At 38.5% G+C, this 18,706-nt stretch carries 15 protein-coding genes; 5 read left to right on the top strand and 10 right to left on the bottom strand.

The genetic code is table 11. The annotated features are described in order from the left end of the window. Positions 1-181 precede the first annotated feature (181 nt). The gene (locus VH441_RS04435; protein WP_434354274.1) at positions 182-961 is read left to right on the top strand and encodes a hypothetical protein; all 780 of its coding nucleotides are present in this window, start codon (positions 182-184) and stop codon (positions 959-961) included. 169 nt (positions 962-1,130) lie between these two features. Here the strand turns inward: VH441_RS04435 and murU are convergent, their stop codons facing one another. After that, positions 1,131-1,871, bottom strand: a complete 741-nt coding sequence (gene murU, locus VH441_RS04440) for an N-acetylmuramate alpha-1-phosphate uridylyltransferase MurU (protein WP_434354275.1) — start codon at positions 1,869-1,871, stop codon at positions 1,131-1,133. Between the two features lies 1 nt (position 1,872). Further along, the gene (locus tag VH441_RS04445) at positions 1,873-2,991 is read right to left on the bottom strand and encodes an aminoglycoside phosphotransferase family protein (protein WP_434354276.1); all 1,119 of its coding nucleotides are present in this window, start codon (positions 2,989-2,991) and stop codon (positions 1,873-1,875) included. Between the two features lie 249 nt (positions 2,992-3,240). Between VH441_RS04445 and VH441_RS04450 the strand changes: the two genes are divergently transcribed. Continuing rightward, positions 3,241-6,243, top strand: a complete 3,003-nt coding sequence (locus VH441_RS04450; RefSeq protein WP_434354277.1) for an LPS-assembly protein LptD — start codon at positions 3,241-3,243, stop codon at positions 6,241-6,243. Positions 6,244-6,353: 110 nt separating this feature from the next. Then, complete coding sequence (locus tag VH441_RS04455) at positions 6,354-7,358, top strand: peptidylprolyl isomerase (RefSeq protein WP_434354278.1); 1,005 nt, start codon at positions 6,354-6,356, stop codon at positions 7,356-7,358. A gap of 75 nt (positions 7,359-7,433) precedes the next feature. On the opposite strand, the gene VH441_RS04460 is transcribed toward VH441_RS04455, so the two are convergent. Next, complete coding sequence (locus VH441_RS04460) at positions 7,434-8,174, bottom strand: LysM peptidoglycan-binding domain-containing M23 family metallopeptidase (protein ID WP_434354279.1); 741 nt, start codon at positions 8,172-8,174, stop codon at positions 7,434-7,436. Between the two features lie 489 nt (positions 8,175-8,663). On the opposite strand from VH441_RS04460, the gene VH441_RS04465 reads away from it, so the two are divergent. Both VH441_RS04465 and VH441_RS04470 read left to right on the top strand, forming a co-directional pair. Beyond that, on the top strand, positions 8,664-9,116 hold the full coding sequence (locus VH441_RS04465) for an MCR_0457 family protein (RefSeq protein ID WP_434354280.1): 453 nt from the start codon (positions 8,664-8,666) through the stop codon (positions 9,114-9,116). 223 nt (positions 9,117-9,339) lie between these two features. Beyond that, a complete protein-coding gene (locus VH441_RS04470; protein ID WP_434354281.1) occupies positions 9,340-10,500 on the top strand; it encodes a D-alanyl-D-alanine carboxypeptidase family protein in 1,161 nt (386 codons plus the stop codon). A 127-nt stretch (positions 10,501-10,627) separates the two neighbouring features. Here the strand turns inward: VH441_RS04470 and der are convergent, their stop codons facing one another. From der to rlmN, 7 genes are all read right to left on the bottom strand, one after another. Beyond that, positions 10,628-12,043, bottom strand: a complete 1,416-nt coding sequence (gene der / locus VH441_RS04475; protein WP_434354282.1) for a ribosome biogenesis GTPase Der — start codon at positions 12,041-12,043, stop codon at positions 10,628-10,630. A gap of 75 nt (positions 12,044-12,118) precedes the next feature. Then, complete coding sequence (locus VH441_RS04480; RefSeq protein WP_434354283.1) at positions 12,119-12,946, bottom strand: YfgM family protein; 828 nt, start codon at positions 12,944-12,946, stop codon at positions 12,119-12,121. Between the two features lie 55 nt (positions 12,947-13,001). Then, complete coding sequence (gene hisS / locus VH441_RS04485) at positions 13,002-14,258, bottom strand: histidine--tRNA ligase (protein ID WP_434354284.1); 1,257 nt, start codon at positions 14,256-14,258, stop codon at positions 13,002-13,004. Positions 14,259-14,297: 39 nt separating this feature from the next. After that, a complete protein-coding gene (gene ispG / locus VH441_RS04490) occupies positions 14,298-15,416 on the bottom strand; it encodes a flavodoxin-dependent (E)-4-hydroxy-3-methylbut-2-enyl-diphosphate synthase (RefSeq protein ID WP_434354285.1) in 1,119 nt (372 codons plus the stop codon). 69 nt (positions 15,417-15,485) lie between these two features. Continuing rightward, a complete protein-coding gene (locus tag VH441_RS04495) occupies positions 15,486-16,391 on the bottom strand; it encodes a helix-turn-helix domain-containing protein (RefSeq protein WP_434354286.1) in 906 nt (301 codons plus the stop codon). A 102-nt stretch (positions 16,392-16,493) separates the two neighbouring features. After that, positions 16,494-17,216: a tetratricopeptide repeat protein gene (locus VH441_RS04500; RefSeq protein ID WP_434354287.1), complete on the bottom strand. Its 723-nt coding sequence runs from the start codon at positions 17,214-17,216 to the stop codon at positions 16,494-16,496. Positions 17,217-17,290: 74 nt separating this feature from the next. Next, positions 17,291-18,478, bottom strand: coding sequence for a 23S rRNA (adenine(2503)-C(2))-methyltransferase RlmN (gene rlmN, locus VH441_RS04505; protein WP_434354288.1), 1,188 nt, complete (start codon positions 18,476-18,478; stop codon positions 17,291-17,293). Positions 18,479-18,706: the final 228 nt, after the last annotated feature.

An 18,706-nucleotide genomic window follows, 5' to 3' on the forward strand; every position in this document is an offset into this window, starting at 1 on the left:
CGTTTTTACAGGCTCGTTTGTATAAACTTTTTTTATAGATTAGGTATCTTAAAATATGTTAACAAACTTTAACTAAGGCTAAACAAATTAATGTTAAGATACGTCTAAATTCGCTTAAACTATCAATATCCATCCAATGTGCAATGTGGATATTACTGTCAAACTGGATTTAAATGAGTACATGAACATTAACCGACAAAAACAAAAAAAATCAACGCTAAAAAAATGGTTCCCTGCCATTATATTGGCTTTGTTTATACATTTAATTTTAGTTGCGGTTATTTTTTATACTAATTTTCACAAGACAAAAGCGGAACCAAAAGATGCCGTCGTAATCACACCAGTAGCACCCATTAAACCCACACAACAAATTCCCATCGCTGAGATCGCCGAAAAAAATCCAACTGTCTCCTCTGACCTACAAACAGAGGCACAAACAAGTAATACATCCAAAAAATCTGTCAATACAACAGAGAAAGCCCAACCGCTCTCTAATCAGCAAGATAAGCAAACGAAGCAGAATATTAATAAAGAAAAACAAGAATCCACAGCGAAGCCAAACAAAACAAAACAAACAACACCTAAAGCAGATACGCAACAACCCAATGCACAAATAAATCATGGAAATGGTGATAAAACAAAGACACCACAACAAGATACCGTTACAACAACTCATCCCCCAGCGACTAAAAAAAATAGTGAGTCACCCTCTTTTGGGACACAGGCAAACAACCAGCCTGGTGGTAATACCGTTGGGCTAATAAAGGGCATTGATGTCCCTGCCAATGAATATCAAGACCCAACCTCAGTTTTGCAAGGAAACTATAAAAAGGTGAATGAGCTTAAAACCAAGGTTGAAGCGATTAAAAAAGAAGAAAAACTAGAATACGAAAAAATTAGTGATAGTGCGATTGCTATAAAAGAATTTAATAAACAGAACATCGCACAAGCAAAAGAGTAATAAAATACAGGACAATAACAGTATGGGACAATAACAGAAAGTAACGCAAGTAAATCAGTCGCGTTGTCAGTAGTAGTTGTCATCGTTACAGAATTTTAGCAAACTCAAATTAAGTTTTACATCTACTGTAAGTTAATACTGACAAGCAACATTCATTAAACTGCCTCTATTAACCAGCCGGTTGCTGTCCTTTATGCACACCTGCCAAAAGTTCATTATCAACAAAATGGTTCACACTTTCTAACCTTTCTGGTGTACCAACATCTACCCATGTATCGTCTATGACTTGTGCAGTGACTTGATTATCTGACATCGCTTGTATCAATAAAGGTGCCAGGGGCGTTGGTAGCTTATGGTCAACCGAACCTAAAAGTTGAGGATGCATCACACTGATACCTGCAAAAGTATATTTTTGCACCTCGTCAACATTGGCACGTGCCAGCCCATTTTGCACAGCAAAGTCTCCACTTGGGTTATGCGTTGGATTGTTAACCAACAATAAATGTGCCACTTGATTATCGTTGAGTTGGGTTTGTACAAGTTGACTAAAATCATACGTTGTCCAAACATCGCCATTTATCAAAATAAAAGGTTCATTATCCAGCTTACCCGTTGCTAAGGCATTCGCAATGCCACCAGCCGTTTCTAATGGTTCATTATCTTCTACAGACCAACGGATATTTACGCCATACTGGCTGCCATCACCTAAAGCCGCCAGTAACTTATCGGCAAGGTATGAACAATTAATGGTAATATTAGTAATACCCGCGGATTTTAACGCTAACAAATGCCAAGTAATGAGGGGCTGCCCAGCCACGTCAATCATAGGTTTTGGTGTGTGCAAAGTAAGAGGACGCATGCGTGTGCCCTTGCCAGCTGCCAAAATCATAGCTTGCTTAATTTGCGTCATGTTAATTCGCCTTTATAAACTTTTTACGATACGCTGGCACAACAACCAACTCTATCCAGTCTGTAAACGCCTCTGCCAGTAACTGCAACTCACCATTAGCATGTGTCTTTAACCATTTTATTTCAAACAACATGTCATCCATTACTTTCGGGATATCCGCTAAATAGCGAGTTTTACCGTCACGGTTTGCCAAACGCACAAAAATGCCCAACACTTTTAGATGGCGCTGGACGCCCATTACCGTCACATCATGATAAAACGCATCTTGCGTTGGTTTATTAGCCGCTGTTAGCATTTGCCAAAAGTTGTTTATCCATTGAGTGATTTTTTGTTCATTCCAGTGTACATAAGCATCTCTTAGTAAAGACACTAAGTCGTAAGAATACGCACCAATCACTGCATCCTGAAAGTCAATCACACCTAAACGGCTATGGTCTTCTTTATCTAACATCAAGTTGCGGCTGTGGTAGTCTCTATGCACGACAACTTGAGGTTGTGCCAAAACTTGCTGGATAACCTGTTGTTTAAACGCTTGCCAAAGCTTAGCTTCTTCACCCAACTCTACGCCAATATAGGGCAAAAACCACTCACTAAACAAGTCCATTTCTTGATTAAGCAATGCGCTATCATAATCAGGAGTCTGTGCCTGCGTGCGTGCTGTATCAACATCAATTTGCTGCAATTGGTTTAAGGTTTGTAAGGCTTGTTGATAATAGCCATCAATTTGTTCGGTTGTTGCATCTACTAACAAATGCGCAAACTCAGTTGTGCCAAAATCTTGCAACATCAAAAAACCAGCGTCCATATCTTTTGCAATAATATTTGGCACGTTTATATAATCTGCCATTAACTCAGCCACTTTAACAAACTCAACAACAGATTCTTTCTCTGGTGGTGCGTCCATCACAATATAAACTTTAGTAGCATGAGCGAGGTCACAAGAATCATCATAGTGGATATAAACACGGTGATAACAACGAAAACTTGCATCACCTGGTAAGCTTTCTACCTGATACTCATTTTCTGTAATAACACTTGCCAGCCAATCATGCAATTGGGCGTGGCGTTTTTGTTTGGTATGATCTGCACTATTTATGTTTGCGTTGTTTGTTTGTTGCATAAAGATAATAAAATTTTAATAAAAATTAATATAACATTACTGTAACCAATAAATTCAGTTTACTTTATTTTTTACGTGTTACAGCAATAAACAAAATCTCCACATAGTTTAGCGGATTTTAGTAGCCGTTGGCTATACTTATCCTTGCTATTTTGCTAAAGTAGCGATATTTACTTTGCTCTTATGGTTAGTCAGTGATGGCTATTAAATGTTAGCAAGACCCACTTAAAGATAATTTATAAAATAGCTATGCCACTACTCCACTCTCGACTTTCTCGCAGTATCCGTTTGGTTTTGTTTACCACAAAGCCAAACAATGCGTGCCCTATAATTAAAACAACACATATTAAAAAAACAGGGTTTGCCATTTTATCTTTGGGACTTGCCACCACAACCCACGCACAAGAGATAACGGATAATCGTATCACCACATATGACTATGCACAAAGTCAAATCAATAATGATAGCGTTAACACAGTACGTCCTTTTATGCCTGAAGTTTTGCCCGACATGGCAAAAAAACACATTCAGGAGCAGCACATCGATGGCGTTAATGACACTAAAGTAATCACAAGAGAGGCTAAAGCTGAAAAAAAGGCTCAAACCATTGAGCAAAAGAGCCTAAAAACTTTATCACAATACTATCAACCTATTGATAAGTTAATACAAAAACAACCATCTGAGCCTTCATTGAATGATGTGACTCACATTGATGAAACCACGCCAATACAGCAGCAATATAACCAAGCAAAAAAAAGATATACTGAGATAACCAATGCCCCTCGTTGTGAGGGTGTTTGGGTGTATCCAAATGCCCACAACAGTATGAGCCATGCAAGTAACAATAATAATCTAGCGCATAACAATACTGATAACAGTCCAAGTGGTACTGACTTTCATAACACCGACTATGAGGGTAACCCTATCCCCAAGGGTTACACGCATGCACGTGCTGACTATGGATATTATGACAACAAAAACTATGCCGAGTTATCTGGCAATGTCGTAATTAACCAAGCGGGACAAATCATCAAAGCCGAAAAAGTTACCTTAGATTTAACAACAAATGTTGCCAATGCTGAAGGTCAAGTGTTATTCAGTAATGGTGTCCCTGGTGTTACTTCTGATAATCCTAAAAACAATCATACTATCGATGGCACAACCTCATTAAATGAGATAAAAGATAATAAACAAGGCGGCTTAATTGGTGTTGCCGAGCAATTAACCTATGACCCAAATAACAAGGTTGCAAATGCAAAAGAGGTTGCTTTTGCAAGTGTGCCAATGCAGGCTCATGGTTATGCACAGCAAATGAACAAAACAAGTGACAATCAGTATAACTTGCAAAACGTTATATTTAGTACTTGTTCACCCAACAAACGCAAATGGCACTTAGATGCAAATAACATTAAACTGGATACTGACTCTGGGCGTGGCGTGGCATACAACACCACATTAAATGTTGCTAATTTACCCGTTTTGTATCTACCTTATTTTAACTTTCCTATTGATGACAGACGCACAAGCGGTTTTTTAACCCCCAATGCAAGCTTCAATTCAGAGCGAGGTTTTGAGGTTAATATCCCTTATTATTTAAACCTTGCTCCCAATTATGATGCAACACTTAATACCCGTGTATTTACTAACCGCAATCCCATGCTAACCACTGAGTTTCGCTATTTAACCGACTCATTTGGTGCCGGACGTATTGTGGGTTCATATTTACCAAAAGACAAAAAATATAAAGATGAAAATCGCAGCAGCGTTTTTTATGAGCACTTTTGGGCATCACCACACATCAAAAACTTAACGGCAGATGCAGAATACAGTTATGTCTCTGATCCAGACTATATTGATGATTTTGATAGCTTAAATCGCAATATCAATAACGATGCCAACCTACCAAGGCGAGCCAGCGTTAATTATTTTAATGATTATATAGATGCTGAATTAAAAGTAGAGACCTATCAAGAGTTAGAAGCAGAAGATGTTTATGGTAATCTCATTAAAGACGTTGACCGACCTTACGCTAAATTACCACAGTTAGTTGTTGATTATCGTCTACCCTCGTTTAATCGCGATTCAAACCAAGCACAGTTTGGCAATATTGTGGTTGATGGCACCCATGACACAGGCTACTTTAAAAAGTCTATTGAAGATGGCTCAGGCGTTGAAAAAAGTGGGGTACGTATGTACAACAGGCTAAGTGCCAGCTACCCAATCACCCGACCTTGGGGCTATGTCACACCAAAATTAAGCCTACAACATATTTTAGCCAGTTATGATACCGATAGCTTATCTGCCAATAACATTAACAAAGAAGATGGAACCAAATCGATATTTGTACCACAAGCCAGTATTGATGCTGGTTTAACGCTATATCAAAAAGGTGCACCTGTTAAATGGCTAGGCAATAAAACTAATCAGCAAAACGGCTATCAGCTGCTTAGCCCACGCCTAAAATACACTTATGCGCCTTTTAAAGAGCAAAATGACTTACCAAACTTTAATACCCGTGTGGCATCAATGAGTTATGACCAGTTGTATGCCGATACATGGTTTTTAGGGCATGACCGTTTGCAAGACTTACATGCAATTACCCCTGGTGTAAATTATCGTTACATCGATGCAACAGGTCGGACACGTTTAGATGCTAGTATGGCACAGCAATTTTATTTAGATAGTGGTAGAGTATCACTAGATGACTTATCTGATGATGTCACTGATACGCAATTATTTAATGAAGACTCATCTGGCTTAATAACCAGTATTAAAGCGCAACCCTATAACGATCTTTGGATAGACATAGACACCGCACTAACCAATGATTATGACTTAAACTTTGTTACTTCTCAGCTAAGATATCAACCAACTAATAATGGCTTATTTAGCTTTGGTTGGACTGAACGTAAAGCAAATGAAAACACCAATCAATTGCCATTATCTGCTATCACAGCATCTGCTATTATGCCCATAACCAACAAATGGCGGCTAATGGCACAAGGGCAATACGACACTTTAAGCAACCAAATGCTTGACTCTATTTATGGTGTGGATTATGAAGATTGTTGCATTGGCTTTTCTATTTATGGTCGCCACTACTATAATGATTTAGATTTGGATGACTCAACTGATTCGGTAATGGCTGAGCTAAGATTAAAAGGATTAAGTGATGATAGCAGTCGATTGGCAAGATTGTTATCAAACAGAATTTATGGATTTGATCCTGTTCAATCCGCTTGGAAAAAATAAGATACTCGTAAGCTAAGTATAAACCAATAACCATTAATTTATACTTTTTAAACCAAGACGCGACTCGTTACAAGCTTAAAAAAAGAAATATATTAAAAAATGAGGTAAATATGAAACATATCACAAAAAAATTATCTGCTATAACCATTGCTATACTAGGCTTTACAGCATTGCACACAGCAAATGCAGAAGTCATGGGTGATGGGTTACTCGCGGTTGCAAATGATTCCCCCATTTTAAAAAGTGAGTTTAACAATACCCTCGCTCAAGTACGTCAGTCGTATCAAGCGGCTGGACAAACGCTACCAAGCGAAAGCCAACTAAAAAAAGACGTATTAGATGGCTTGATTATCCAACACTTACAGTTTGAAATGCTAGAGCGCTCTGGCTATCGCCCTAAACCGGTTGAGGTTAACCGTAAAATGCTACAGCTTGCAAACGCACAAGGCATACAATCGCTAGAAGATTTTCAAAAAAAGTTAAATGCAGAAAATAAGGGCAAATACAAAGCATTACAAAGCCAAGTGATTGAAGAGCTATCATTACAATCATTACAGCAAAGTTATGTCTCTGATCGCATTAAAATTACGGATGAAGAAGCAGACGCATTTTTAAGTTCTCCACAAGGTCAACGTGCTTTAGAAAATGCTAATAAAGAGATGGGTGCTAGCTTAATTGTACCCGAGTGGCAAACACGTCATATTTTAATCAGAGTTGATCGCTCACAAACGCAAGAAGTTGCTAAACAAAAGATTGAAGAAATTTATAAGCAGTTGGGTCAAGGTGCAGACTTTTCAACACTGGCATCAACCTACTCTGAAGATCCAGGGTCGTCAAAGCGTGGTGGTGATTTAGGTTGGGTTAGAGAAGGTGTCATGGTTCCTGAGTTCGAGGCTATGATGAAACGCACGCCAGTAAAAGACTATTCAACACCTTTTACAACGCAATATGGCTGGCATATTTTACAGGTTGTTGATAAAGAAGAAAAAGACATCAGTAAGCAAGTGTACCGCAGCCTAGCAAAAGATGTCATTTATCAAAACAAAGCACCACAAGCCTATGATGAATGGATTAAAGAATTAAAATCAAATGCTTATATTCAAGTCTTTGAATAAAAACAGCCGATTGAAAACATAAAAAAGACCTAAAATTTTAGGTCTTTTTTAACTTACTTAAACACAAATAGCCATTTACTTGTTTAGCACCCGACGAGGATCAATAGCTCGACCACCCTGACGAACTTGAAACTCAAGTGCCACTTGAGTGGTATTGCCTGTTTGCCCCATTGTGGCAATTTTTTGACCTTTTCTTACCACATCACCTTCATTTACCAATAGCTGGCTATTATGTGCATAAGCGGTAACATAATCATTACCGTGATTTACCATGATTAAGTTGCCATATTCTTGTAATCCATTACCAGCATAAATCACACTGCCTGACTTACTGGCATAAACAGGGTCACCTGCATTGCCTGCAAACCACATACCCAAAACGTTATTTGCTATATCATACTGTTTAATAACTTGGTTAGACGAAGGATATTTAAAATTTGCTGACGACTGCTGATAATTGTTAGGATAATTATTAGCGTAGCTGTTATTTGTTTGAATAACTGGTGCCGTATTATTAGTAGTGTGAGAAGAAGCGGTTGAAGCAGAACCTTCCCACAATTTTAACCATTGACCTGCATAAATCGTATAACTACTGTTTAAGTTGTTTAATGCACCAATTTTACGATAATTCATATGATATCGTTGAGCAATACCACTCACCGTATCGCCCCCTTTTACACGATAATAGTTTGGTACACCTTTATCATTAACCACAACTTTGACATTATTTGTATTGCGTGAGTTTGTACCCGCACAGCCTGTTATTATTAAAGCTGTTAGCCCTAGTGCTGCCATCTTATTTAATGACATCTTCATTGCTATCTCCCTTAACCACTGGAAATTTTGTTATGACAATTAAAAAATAAAAATAGATAACTTAAATATATTTAAAATTAAACATCAGTTAAAATATACATTTAAGTATTTAATACTTAGCCCAATACTCTATAGTATTTTGTACAGAAAATCACCTATTAATTTAGTCTTTCTACATCCAAAACACCCAAAAATTTAATACATTCGATGGTAACCAATTATCATCTTATTCAAACCTTACCAACTAATATAACTCAAGTTGAATTTTTAACAATTATCACAGATATGTTGCTCATTTTGCCAACATATACACAATCAACCTACAATAGATGCAAAAATTAATATGACTTTTTTATTATTAAAAGTTATATTAAAGTCATTGACATACAGGAAGTTAATGACACCCGAGTCAAGCTTAAACTTTTGTTTACGTTTTTACTTTAACGGTTTTTATCATACTAAACAAATGTAAGTAACAGGTAATTTGATATGCGTTTTACTAACACCCAACAAAAAGTATCTACATCAACCCTACTAATGGCCTTTGGTGTTATCTTGACGTTTATCATGAGTAGTGCAGCACAAGCGAAAGATTATCGCATGTCTACTGCCATTGGCAGTACAACCAAAAACACCTTAGTAAAACCAGTCGACTTGTCAGGAATTTCTGCAACAACGCACGAAATTGCACTCATGCAGGTTTTGGCAGAAGTTTGTCCTGGTCTCATTAGTAGTCATCTACGCCCTAAATTTGCTCGCGCATACCAAACCAAATTACACCAACTCATGCCCACTGTTTCAAACCCTGATAATGCTATGAGATATCTTTATACTCAAAAAGAGTATCGAAGAGTACATACCAACATCAAAAATTGGACATTAAGCTATTCTCGGGCAGAAAACAGAGCCATGTGTGAAGAACTTGCCACCACTCAGTTTTAGTTTTATCCGCATCCCCTTTCTTTTATTAACTGGTTCATACTGATTTGAATACATGTTAAAGACAGAGATAAAACTTTGTATCTATTGATTTTTTATTGCCAGTGAATTTTTCTTGTTTATACAATTGCCACATTTTGGTAATATATCGTTTTTATAGATTGGCAAAAACCTAACGCCAAGGTATCCTTTTATCTTTTAAACTTTTTAGTGGTAACTTTTTACTATGACAACAACCAAACGCCTACTCACCTTAGCTTCTACGGTTATTTTGCCTCTGCTTAGCACTCAATCAATCGCAGCTGAGATAACCCCACCCAAGCTAGACAATACAGCTTATGTATTAATGGACTTTAATACTGGAGAAATACTGGCAGAAAAAAATGCCGATGCCCCTTTGCCGCCTGCTTCTTTAACCAAGTTGATGACCAGTTACCTGATTGAAGACAAACTGACCAATGGCGAGTTAAAAGAAGAAGACCCAGTTGTTATGAGTAAAAATGCATGGTGTGGCGGGAGTGGATCACAGTCATGTATGTATGTTGAGGTGAACCAGTCAGCTAGCGTGTTAGATATGCTTAAAGGCATCGTCATTCAGTCGGGTAATGATGCAGCCGTTGCTATGGCAGAGCATATTGCCGGAGATGAAGCCTCTTTTGCTAACATGATGAATGAAAAGGCAAAACAGCTGGGTATGAACAATACTCATTTTGTTAACTCAACAGGTATGCCAGCAAAAGGCCATGAAGCATCTGCTCGAGACTTAGCGATTCTTGCTCGTTCTATCATTGCTAAAGGTGGCAAATACTACGACATATACTCTGAAAAAGAATTCACCTTCAATGGCATTAAGCAAGGTAATCGCAATACGCTTTTATTAAGTGACCCAACCGTAGATGGGCTTAAAACAGGGCATACAAATGCTGCCGGCTATTGCTTAGTTGCTTCTAGTAAAAAGGGAGACATGCGTTTAATTTCGGTCATTATGGGTACCAAAAGCATGCAGCAGCGTGCAGACCAGTCTCGTTCATTATTAAAATGGGGATTTGGACACTTTTCAACAGTTAATGCAGCACCCAAAGGGCAATTTGTAACCAGAGCACCTGTTTGGGGCGGTAAAGAAAAAGATGTAGAAGTTGTGACGGCTGATGACTTGAACGTATTAACTTTAAAAAGCCAAAATGACAAAATCAGCACGATTATTAACCTAGATGAAACCGTTGAAGCACCTATTTTAAAAGGGCAACCTGTTGGTAAAATGATGGCAGTTGTTAATGGTAAAACGGTTGCAAGCGTTGATGTGATTGCAAACCAAGATGTTGAACAAGCAAATATTATCAGTCGTAGCTTCCAAAACCTATGGCGTTGGATTAAAGGTTTATTCTAACCGCTAACATCTCATTTTTATTAAAAAAGGCTCTAGATTTAATTTAGAGCCTTTTTGTTTTGCGAGCAAACTAACATTAAATAATCGCTTTATTCTACGTTGCTGCTATCTACCTATTTTACTATGGTTATCTACGCTTTTTATCTTTACGTTTAAACTTTTGAATACGTTTGCGTTGACCTTGTTGTTGCCCTTTGGTCATGCTTGGTTTTTGCTTACGTCCAGAAAACGGGTTGTCATTTTGTTTAAATTCAACTCTAAGCGGGGTTCCTTCTAGTTTAAAAACAAGACGGAATTGATTTTCTAAATAACGTTTATAACTTTTTGGTAACGCATCAGTTTGATTGCCATGGATAACCACCACAGGCGGGTTATGACCACCCATGTGGGCATATCGCAATTTAATACGTCTACCGCCAATCATTGGTGGCTGATGAGCATTGACCGCATCTTCAAGAATTTGTGTTAATCGACTCGTAGACACATGGAACATAGCCGATTTATAAGCTTTGTGGATAGATGGATATAAATTACCAACGCCTGAACCATGCAAAGCAGATATCAAATGGGTTTTCACATAAGGTACAAAGTCAAAGCGTCTATCCATTTCAAGCTTGACATAGTTTCTTTGATCTTCGCTCAATCCATCCCATTTGTTTATCGCAATAACAATCGCGCGCCCTGCATCTAAAGCATAACCCAGCATGTTCAAATCTTGGTCTACAATGCCTTCTTGGGCATCTATCACCAAAATTGTTACATTGGAGTCTTTAATCGCCTGCAAGGTTTTAATAACTGAGAATTTCTCTACTTTTTCGCCAATACGACCACGACGACGAACCCCAGCCGTATCAATCAACACGTAGTTTTTGCCTTCACGCTCATACGGAATATAGATACTATCTCGCGTTGTTCCTGGCATATCATACACCACAACACGGTCTTCTCCCAATAAGCGATTGACAAGCGTTGATTTACCCACATTGGGGCGCCCAATAACTGCAAGCTTAAGCCCTTCTGGATCTTCATCTTCATCTTGCTCTGGCATGCCATCGGTTAAGTCATCTAATAGATTCGATAGCCCTCGCCCGTGACTTGCTGCCATTGGATAAGGTTCACCCAAACCAAGTTCAAAAAATTCATTGACTGCGGCTTCATGCACCCCATCAATTTTATTAGCTACTAAAAAAATGGGTTTGCCTAATTGGCGCAGGTGATTTGCAATTTCTTCATCCGAACCAATCATGCCAGAACGAGCATCAACAACAAAAACAATAATATCTGCTTCATGAATGGCTAAATAAGACTGGTCTGCCATGTAGTCATCGATATTACCAATGCCATCATCAGCTTCACCAATACCGCCCGTATCAACCACAATAAAGCTTTTATCCATATAACTGGCATCACCATATTGTCTGTCTCTCGTTAAACCAGACATGTCTGCCACCAAGGCTTGACGAGTTTTGGTAATTTGGTTAAATAAAGTTGATTTGCCAACATTGGGGCGACCAATCAAGGCAACAACTGGTTTAATACTCATGGATAATTCCTAATCTTTTTTATTTACTGGCCTATAGACCATTACAAATCAAAACGTCTTTTTTCAGGTTTCAATTTACTTGGTATTTAGCTGTTTTGGCTCAGTGTTGCTATCTGCTGCTGGCTCTGTCACTTGCGTTTTGTTAGCAGGTTGTTCAATAACTTCTGCGACTTCAATTGGAGTAACATCCATACCTAATGTTTCCATTTTTAATGCCAAAATAGCACGGTATTCTGGTCTTTTGGCCAGTAAATCCCAAGCATTTTGATAAGTTTTTTTGGCAGCTTCTTCGTCATTTTCGGCAACATGGATATCACCCATTAACTCTTGTTTGCTGGCTTCAAACATATTGGGTACTTCAGCATTTGCAATGCTTTTTGCCTCTTGTACTTTACCATCAGCCAATAATGCCTGCGCATAACGTAAAGAAGTCATGGCTTTTAAGCCTGCATCAATTGTTTTAACTTCTGTTGCTGCTTTTAGTGTTTCACTAGCACCCGCATAATCTTCATTATCCATTTGATGGCGAGCCTTCATAGTCAATGCTTGCCAAGCATAAATTGTATCACCATGGTTGGTAACCAATGTATCAATACTCGTATTTAGCTGCGCTTCTGTTTTGCTAAGTAGGCTTTTTAATGCATCATCTTGCACAGGGTTTTGCATGGCAATGTTGTATTGGTCATTTAAATTTTGAATTTGAGCAAACTCATCTGACGCAACCGTATCTACCGTTGTGCCTCTGCCCTGCCATAACTGCCAACCAAAATAGGCAGACAAAACCAATGCAATCACAGTCACAATATTGCCACCATGCTGTTTTAGTTTTTCTATTGATACATCTTTTTGCGCCTGTTTATCAGCTTCGGCTGACATTGGTGCCTGCTCTGTCGGTTTTTTCATGAAATAACCTATCTATTCACTTTAACTTTAAAATCTTAAAATACTTATTTTGCAATTAATTTTGCTGTAAAAACATCTCACGTGCTTGCGTGGTTTGTTCACCAGTTTGCATGTTTTTCACACTCACCGTATTATTTTCAACTTCATCTTGGGCAATAATCACCGTAAGCGCTGCCCCTGATTTATCCGCCTTCTTCATTTGTGACTTCATACCAGAGGCACTTGCCATACGCACGCGCAAATCAGGGCGTTGTTGGCGCAATTCTTGAGCATATGCTAGCCCTTGAGCATACACATCTGGATGAGCAACCACAAACACATCACAAGCTGTTATTGCTGCAAATGGGTTTACCGCTTCAATCAATAACAGCAAACGTTCTAATCCCATTGCAAAGCCAATAGCAGGGTCAGACTTTTTGCCACCTTTTAGCTGCCCAATTAAACCATCATAACGTCCACCGGCACAAACCGTTGCTTGGCTACCAAGTTTATCTGTTACCCACTCAAATACCGTTCTATTGTAATAGTCCAAACCGCGCACTAATTTTTGGTTGATTTCAAATTCAATACCCAAAGCGGTTAAGTAACTTTTTACTTGCTCAAAATGTGCTTTACTGTCATCACCCAAAAAGTCTGACAACTGTGGTGCTTGCGTTAGCAACGCTTGCGTATTGGCATCTTTACTATCCAAAATACGCAGTGGGTTTGTGGTTAAACGGCGCTGGCTATCTTCATCAAGTTGGTCTTTTTTATCTGTTAAATAATCAACCAAAGCTTCACGATAGGCTTTTCGCTCATCTGCCTCACCCAAACTATTAATTTCTAACGTTAATTCATGGTCAATACCAAGCGCTTTCCATATTTGGTAGCTAATACCAATTAATTCTGCTTCCGCATCAGCAAGCGCATTACCAAACACCTCTACACCAAGCTGGTGAAATTGACGATAGCGACCTTTTTGCGGGCGCTCATAGCGAAACATAGGACCCATATACCACAATTTAGGGCTATCTCCTCGTAGCATGTTGTGCTCAATAACCGCTCTTACTGCGCCTGCTGTCCCTTCTGGGCGTAAAGTTAAAGGCGTTGGTGGGTCAGACTTATCTGTAAAACTATACATCTCTTTTTCAACAATATCCGTTGCATCACCAATGGCACGGGCAAAAAGGTCTGTTTGCTCTACAATTGGCAAGCGGATTTGTTGATAGCCATGACGGTTTAAAACATCACCTAATATCGCTTCTAATTTTAACCAATTACCACTCTCCGCTGGTAAAATATCATTAAAACCTTTAATCGCTTTTATTGTCATATCTATCTCTTATTATTTAAATGTATCAAAATTTATGTGTTATTGACCAACGCGCAAAATCTCATTTTCACGTTGTTTGGCTTGTTCTGCTGCTTGTTCACGAACCATTTTTTCAATCTCATCTACCAGCTGATTCGTATCAATTTTATGGCTTTTTTCGCCATGTCTATACACCAATGATCCTGGATTAGCACCAACAATACCAAGGTCAGATTCTTTTGCTTCGCCAGGTCCATTAACTTTACAACCAATCACCGACACATCCATTGGTTCACGAATATCTTCCAGGCGTGCTTCAAGTTTATTCATCACATCAATCACGTTAAATTCTTGACGTGAGCAACTTGGGCAGGCAATAAAGTTAACACCATTGGCACGAATGTTTAATGATTTTAAAATATCAAAACCAATCTTAATTTCTTCTTCTGGCTGCGCAGCCAAAGAGATACGCATCGTATCTCCTATACCATCTAGCAACAAACCGCCTAACGCAATAGCAGATTTGACCGTGCCTGTGCGATATACACCGGCTTCGGTAACCCCTAAATGCAATGGATTATCAATTTGAGCCGAAATTAAACGGTAAGCATCTAAGGTTAAAAACACATTACTGGCTTTAACTGAAATTTTGTATTGATCAAAATTAAGGTTTTCTAAAATATCAATATGACGCAAAGCAGACTCAAGCATCGCTTCGCCTGTTGGTTCACCATATTTTTTTTGCAAATCTTTTTCTAAAGAGCCCGCGTTAACCCCAATGCGGATTGGAATGCCATGATGCTTTGCACAGGCAACCACCTCGCGCACTTTTGCATCTTTACCAATATTACCTGGGTTAATACGCAAACAATCTGCACCGGCTTCTGCCACCGCAATCGCAATTTTATAGTCAAAATGCACATCGGCAATTAAGGGTACGCTAGAACGTTTACGGATTTGAGAAAATGCCTCTACCGACGCCATGGTTGGCGTAGAGACTCGCATTAAATCAGCCCCAGCATCCACACATTTTTGGATTTGTTCAACCGTCGCATCCACATCACAAGTATCTGTATTTGTCATACTCTGCACGCTAATTGGTGCATCGCCACCAACAGCCACATTACCTACTTGAATCTTTTTTGTTTTGCGTCGTTTAATGGGAGATGGCGTTGACATAAAATGCCCTCTTAGAATTATCGTGTTATAGCCGTTTAAAAAATAGGATTGAGTCTCGCCTATTAATGGCTATTTAAGCTCAAAATTTGCCTTGTTATCTTTGCTATACTGCGCAAGTTTAATTGGTTGTTTATTTAAATTAATTTTCACATTTTCTACATTTTCAATATTAACTTTAAATGGCGCAGTCCCTTTAACCGTATAACCACCACGAGAATGGATACCTGACATAATTTGTTTGCCATTGGCATCAACAACATTGACGTTTGTATTTGCCCTTATCCAAAACTCAATCGAATCATTGCCTTCGGCACTTTGTAAAACAGATTCAGTAGAAAGCTGAGTGCTATTATTAGTGGTAGCTTGATTACTGGTAACTTGGTTGTCGGTATTACTATCAACGCCCAAATTTAGCGCAGAACCTGATGAACCGATGGCTGCCGTATTCTGTGTTACAGAAGCACCTTGCTGTTGTTCTTGCTCAGAAATAGTTTCTTCTGTTTGCGTTGGTATGCTGTTAACTTCGGTTTCTGCTTTATTGACTGTCCTAAATAAAAACATTGCCAATGCCAATACAGCCAAAGTGGCTATTAATAATAACGGGTTTATTTTGATACGGCGGCTATTCTCATCACGTTGTAAGGTGCCCATTGGTCTTAAAGGTGCTTCAATATCTTCAAGTCTGGTTGGTTTTAATTCTTCTGGATAGGCTTCATCAAATTTGTTAACAATTTGCTGATAATCTAGTTTTAAAAATTTGGCATAGTTAGCAACAAACCCACGTGAAAATGCGTTTTCAGGTAAGCCCTCAAAGTTTTCATTTTCGATTGCTTGCAATTGACGTGTTTTAATAAACAATGCCTCAGAAACCTGATCTAGAGTCAAGCCTTTACTTTCGCGTGTATCACGTAAAATTTTACCAAATGAACCATTTAAAATGGTTTCGCCAGCTTTGTTGTTAGTCGTTTCCATCATAATTTTTAATGCCTCTAAATCATCAAAATTTTAAAACTAAAAAACTTTTGCCTACTATATAAACTATTTATTATCTTTTTAAAGTTATGCAAGCTACTTAGTTCACTTAAATTGCCTATCTTCTAATTTTGCCTCTTGCGATACTACCCTTGCTGGCAATGGCTGATTGCCAAACAAATTTAGCATATTTTGCAATAAGTTTTGCGCTTGTACATCGCGTTCTTGCTCAATCAATAAATCTACCAATTCAATATGAGCAACCAAACTATTGGGGTTATTTTCTAAAACCTTAAAAAACGTTTGTATTGCCTGGTCTTTTTTATCAAGCTTGATATAAGTACGACCCAAATTTTCTAATGCATCAATACGTCCACGATAACCCAGTGTTGACCCTGCAATTTTAAATTCAGCTAACGCCTCTTGATAACGCCCAACCTGAAACAGGTAAACGCCATAATTATTGTGCGTTTGTGCCCTATCGGCTAATTTGATGGCTTTTTTAAAGTAGCCATCTGCTTTTTGCAAATTTGGCGTACTACCCTCTTGTTGCAATAACACACCCATCATATCATATGCTTGGGCATATTGGTCATCAGCAATTAACGCCAATTCCAATTGCCTCATGGCCGCATCAAGCTGACCTGTTTTAATGTATTGCCCAGCTAACCTAGTGCGTATTTTTGCCACATCAGTTGCATTATTAACCGATTTTGAAAGCGCATAAGCATTTTTTAACGAGTTAACTGATGTTGTTTGACAGCCACTCACCACAAACGTTGATGCAATTAACGATAGAACCAATGGTAATTTTATCAACTTTTTCATGGTTCATCCTTGTTTATTAGCTTAACTTGTTGATTCGTTTAACTCGCCATTCAACTAAATATTTTGCTTAACTTTTACAAATTCTCGGTTTGGCGTTTAACAACCGCTTCTTGCCATTTTTTAGAACGCCGCGTTCTATCCGCCACTTGCCCAACTAATTGCCCACATGCGGCATCAATATCATCCCCCCTGGTTTGACGTATTGTGCACACAAACCCAGCTTGATTTAAAATATTACTAAAAGCATGAATACGATTGTTACTAGAACGACCATAAGGTGCATGTGGAAATGGATTAAACGGAATCAAATTAATTTTACTTGGTAGCCCTGTTAATAGGTTTACCAGCTGCTTGGCATGTTCATCACTATCATTAACCCCTGCAAGCATGACATATTCAATGGTTACATGCTTTTTATGGCGTGGATTCTCGTCATAAATATAGGCTTTTGCCGCCGCCATCAATTGATCGAGCGGATATTTTTTATTAATCGGTACAAGCTCATTCCGCAATTCATCATTTGGCGCATGTAATGAAATCGCCAAAGCCACATCAATATCTTTTGCTAAATCATACATTTTTGGCACAACACCAGAAGTAGATAGCGTCACACGGCGTTTGCTCATCCCAAAGGCATGATCATCCAGCATAAGCGACATACTTGATACCACTGGTTTGTAGTTTAATAAAGGCTCACCCATGCCCATCATAACCACATTGGTTACTCTGTTTTCACGTTCAGTCGCTGGCACACTTTCCATGTATGATTGGTTAGCAACCCACAGCTGACCAATGATTTCTGCGGCAGTTAAATCTCGCTCAAACCCTTGTTTGCCTGTACTACAAAAACTACAATCTAACGCACAACCAACCTGTGATGAGATACATAGAGTTTTTCGTCCATGTTGCTTACCATCTTCAGCAGGGATCAGCACGGTTTCGACTAAAGAGCCCCCCGCCACTTCAAAAACCCATTTACGAGTACCATCTTCACTAAACTGTTTAAACTTAACAGCAGGTGGCATAACCGTTGCAATGTCGGTTAACTTAGACTGCAATTTTTTAGATAAATTAGTCATCTGACTAAAATCAGTTACGCCATACTGGTAAATCCATTTCATGACCTGTGTTGCACGAAACTTTTTTTCACCAAATGATTCAAAAAAATCACCCAACTCAGTTTTTGACATACCAAGTAGGTTGGTTTTTTTTGCCGCTTTATTATCATTGGCGGTTAAGTCGATACTTTGGATTTTGCTCATAGTTATGCTGCTGATTAATTGGCTATTTTACTCAAATTGGCTAAATGAATTAGCATAAGCTAATATAAACCCACCATTATAATAAAACTAAGCCTTAAAGTCATGGGAAATACACACAATAGATACTTTTTGCTAGTAAAGTGTCACAAAAAAAGGCAAGCGTTCTGCTTACCTTTTTTTATGGCGTCCGTTTTACAACTCTCAATTCAATTTATATCAATAAAAATC

It is taken from the genome of Psychrobacter sp. HD31 (assembly GCF_051097895.1).
Classification (GTDB): Bacteria; Pseudomonadota; Gammaproteobacteria; order Pseudomonadales; family Moraxellaceae; genus Psychrobacter.

What these genes read in the sequence shown, in the direction of transcription:
- VH441_RS04465 (WP_434354280.1), top strand. Translation starts at nt 8,664, where the DNA reads ATGCGTTTTACTAACACCCAACAAAAAGTATCTACATCAACCCTACTA.
- VH441_RS04480 (WP_434354283.1), bottom strand. Translation starts at nt 12,946, where the DNA reads ATGAAAAAACCGACAGAGCAGGCACCAATGTCAGCCGAAGCTGATAAA.
- hisS (WP_434354284.1), bottom strand. Translation starts at nt 14,258, where the DNA reads ATGACAATAAAAGCGATTAAAGGTTTTAATGATATTTTACCAGCGGAG.
- rlmN (WP_434354288.1), bottom strand. Translation starts at nt 18,478, where the DNA reads ATGAGCAAAATCCAAAGTATCGACTTAACCGCCAATGATAATAAAGCG.
- VH441_RS04445 (WP_434354276.1), bottom strand. Translation starts at nt 2,991, where the DNA reads ATGCAACAAACAAACAACGCAAACATAAATAGTGCAGATCATACCAAA.
- der (WP_434354282.1), bottom strand. Translation starts at nt 12,043, where the DNA reads ATGAGTATTAAACCAGTTGTTGCCTTGATTGGTCGCCCCAATGTTGGC.
- VH441_RS04455 (WP_434354278.1), top strand. Translation starts at nt 6,354, where the DNA reads ATGAAACATATCACAAAAAAATTATCTGCTATAACCATTGCTATACTA.
- VH441_RS04450 (WP_434354277.1), top strand. Translation starts at nt 3,241, where the DNA reads ATGCCACTACTCCACTCTCGACTTTCTCGCAGTATCCGTTTGGTTTTG.
- VH441_RS04460 (WP_434354279.1), bottom strand. Translation starts at nt 8,174, where the DNA reads ATGAAGATGTCATTAAATAAGATGGCAGCACTAGGGCTAACAGCTTTA.
- VH441_RS04470 (WP_434354281.1), top strand. Translation starts at nt 9,340, where the DNA reads ATGACAACAACCAAACGCCTACTCACCTTAGCTTCTACGGTTATTTTG.
- murU (WP_434354275.1), bottom strand. Translation starts at nt 1,871, where the DNA reads ATGACGCAAATTAAGCAAGCTATGATTTTGGCAGCTGGCAAGGGCACA.
- VH441_RS04495 (WP_434354286.1), bottom strand. Translation starts at nt 16,391, where the DNA reads ATGATGGAAACGACTAACAACAAAGCTGGCGAAACCATTTTAAATGGT.
- VH441_RS04435 (WP_434354274.1), top strand. Translation starts at nt 182, where the DNA reads ATGAACATTAACCGACAAAAACAAAAAAAATCAACGCTAAAAAAATGG.
- VH441_RS04500 (WP_434354287.1), bottom strand. Translation starts at nt 17,216, where the DNA reads ATGAAAAAGTTGATAAAATTACCATTGGTTCTATCGTTAATTGCATCA.
- ispG (WP_434354285.1), bottom strand. Translation starts at nt 15,416, where the DNA reads ATGTCAACGCCATCTCCCATTAAACGACGCAAAACAAAAAAGATTCAA.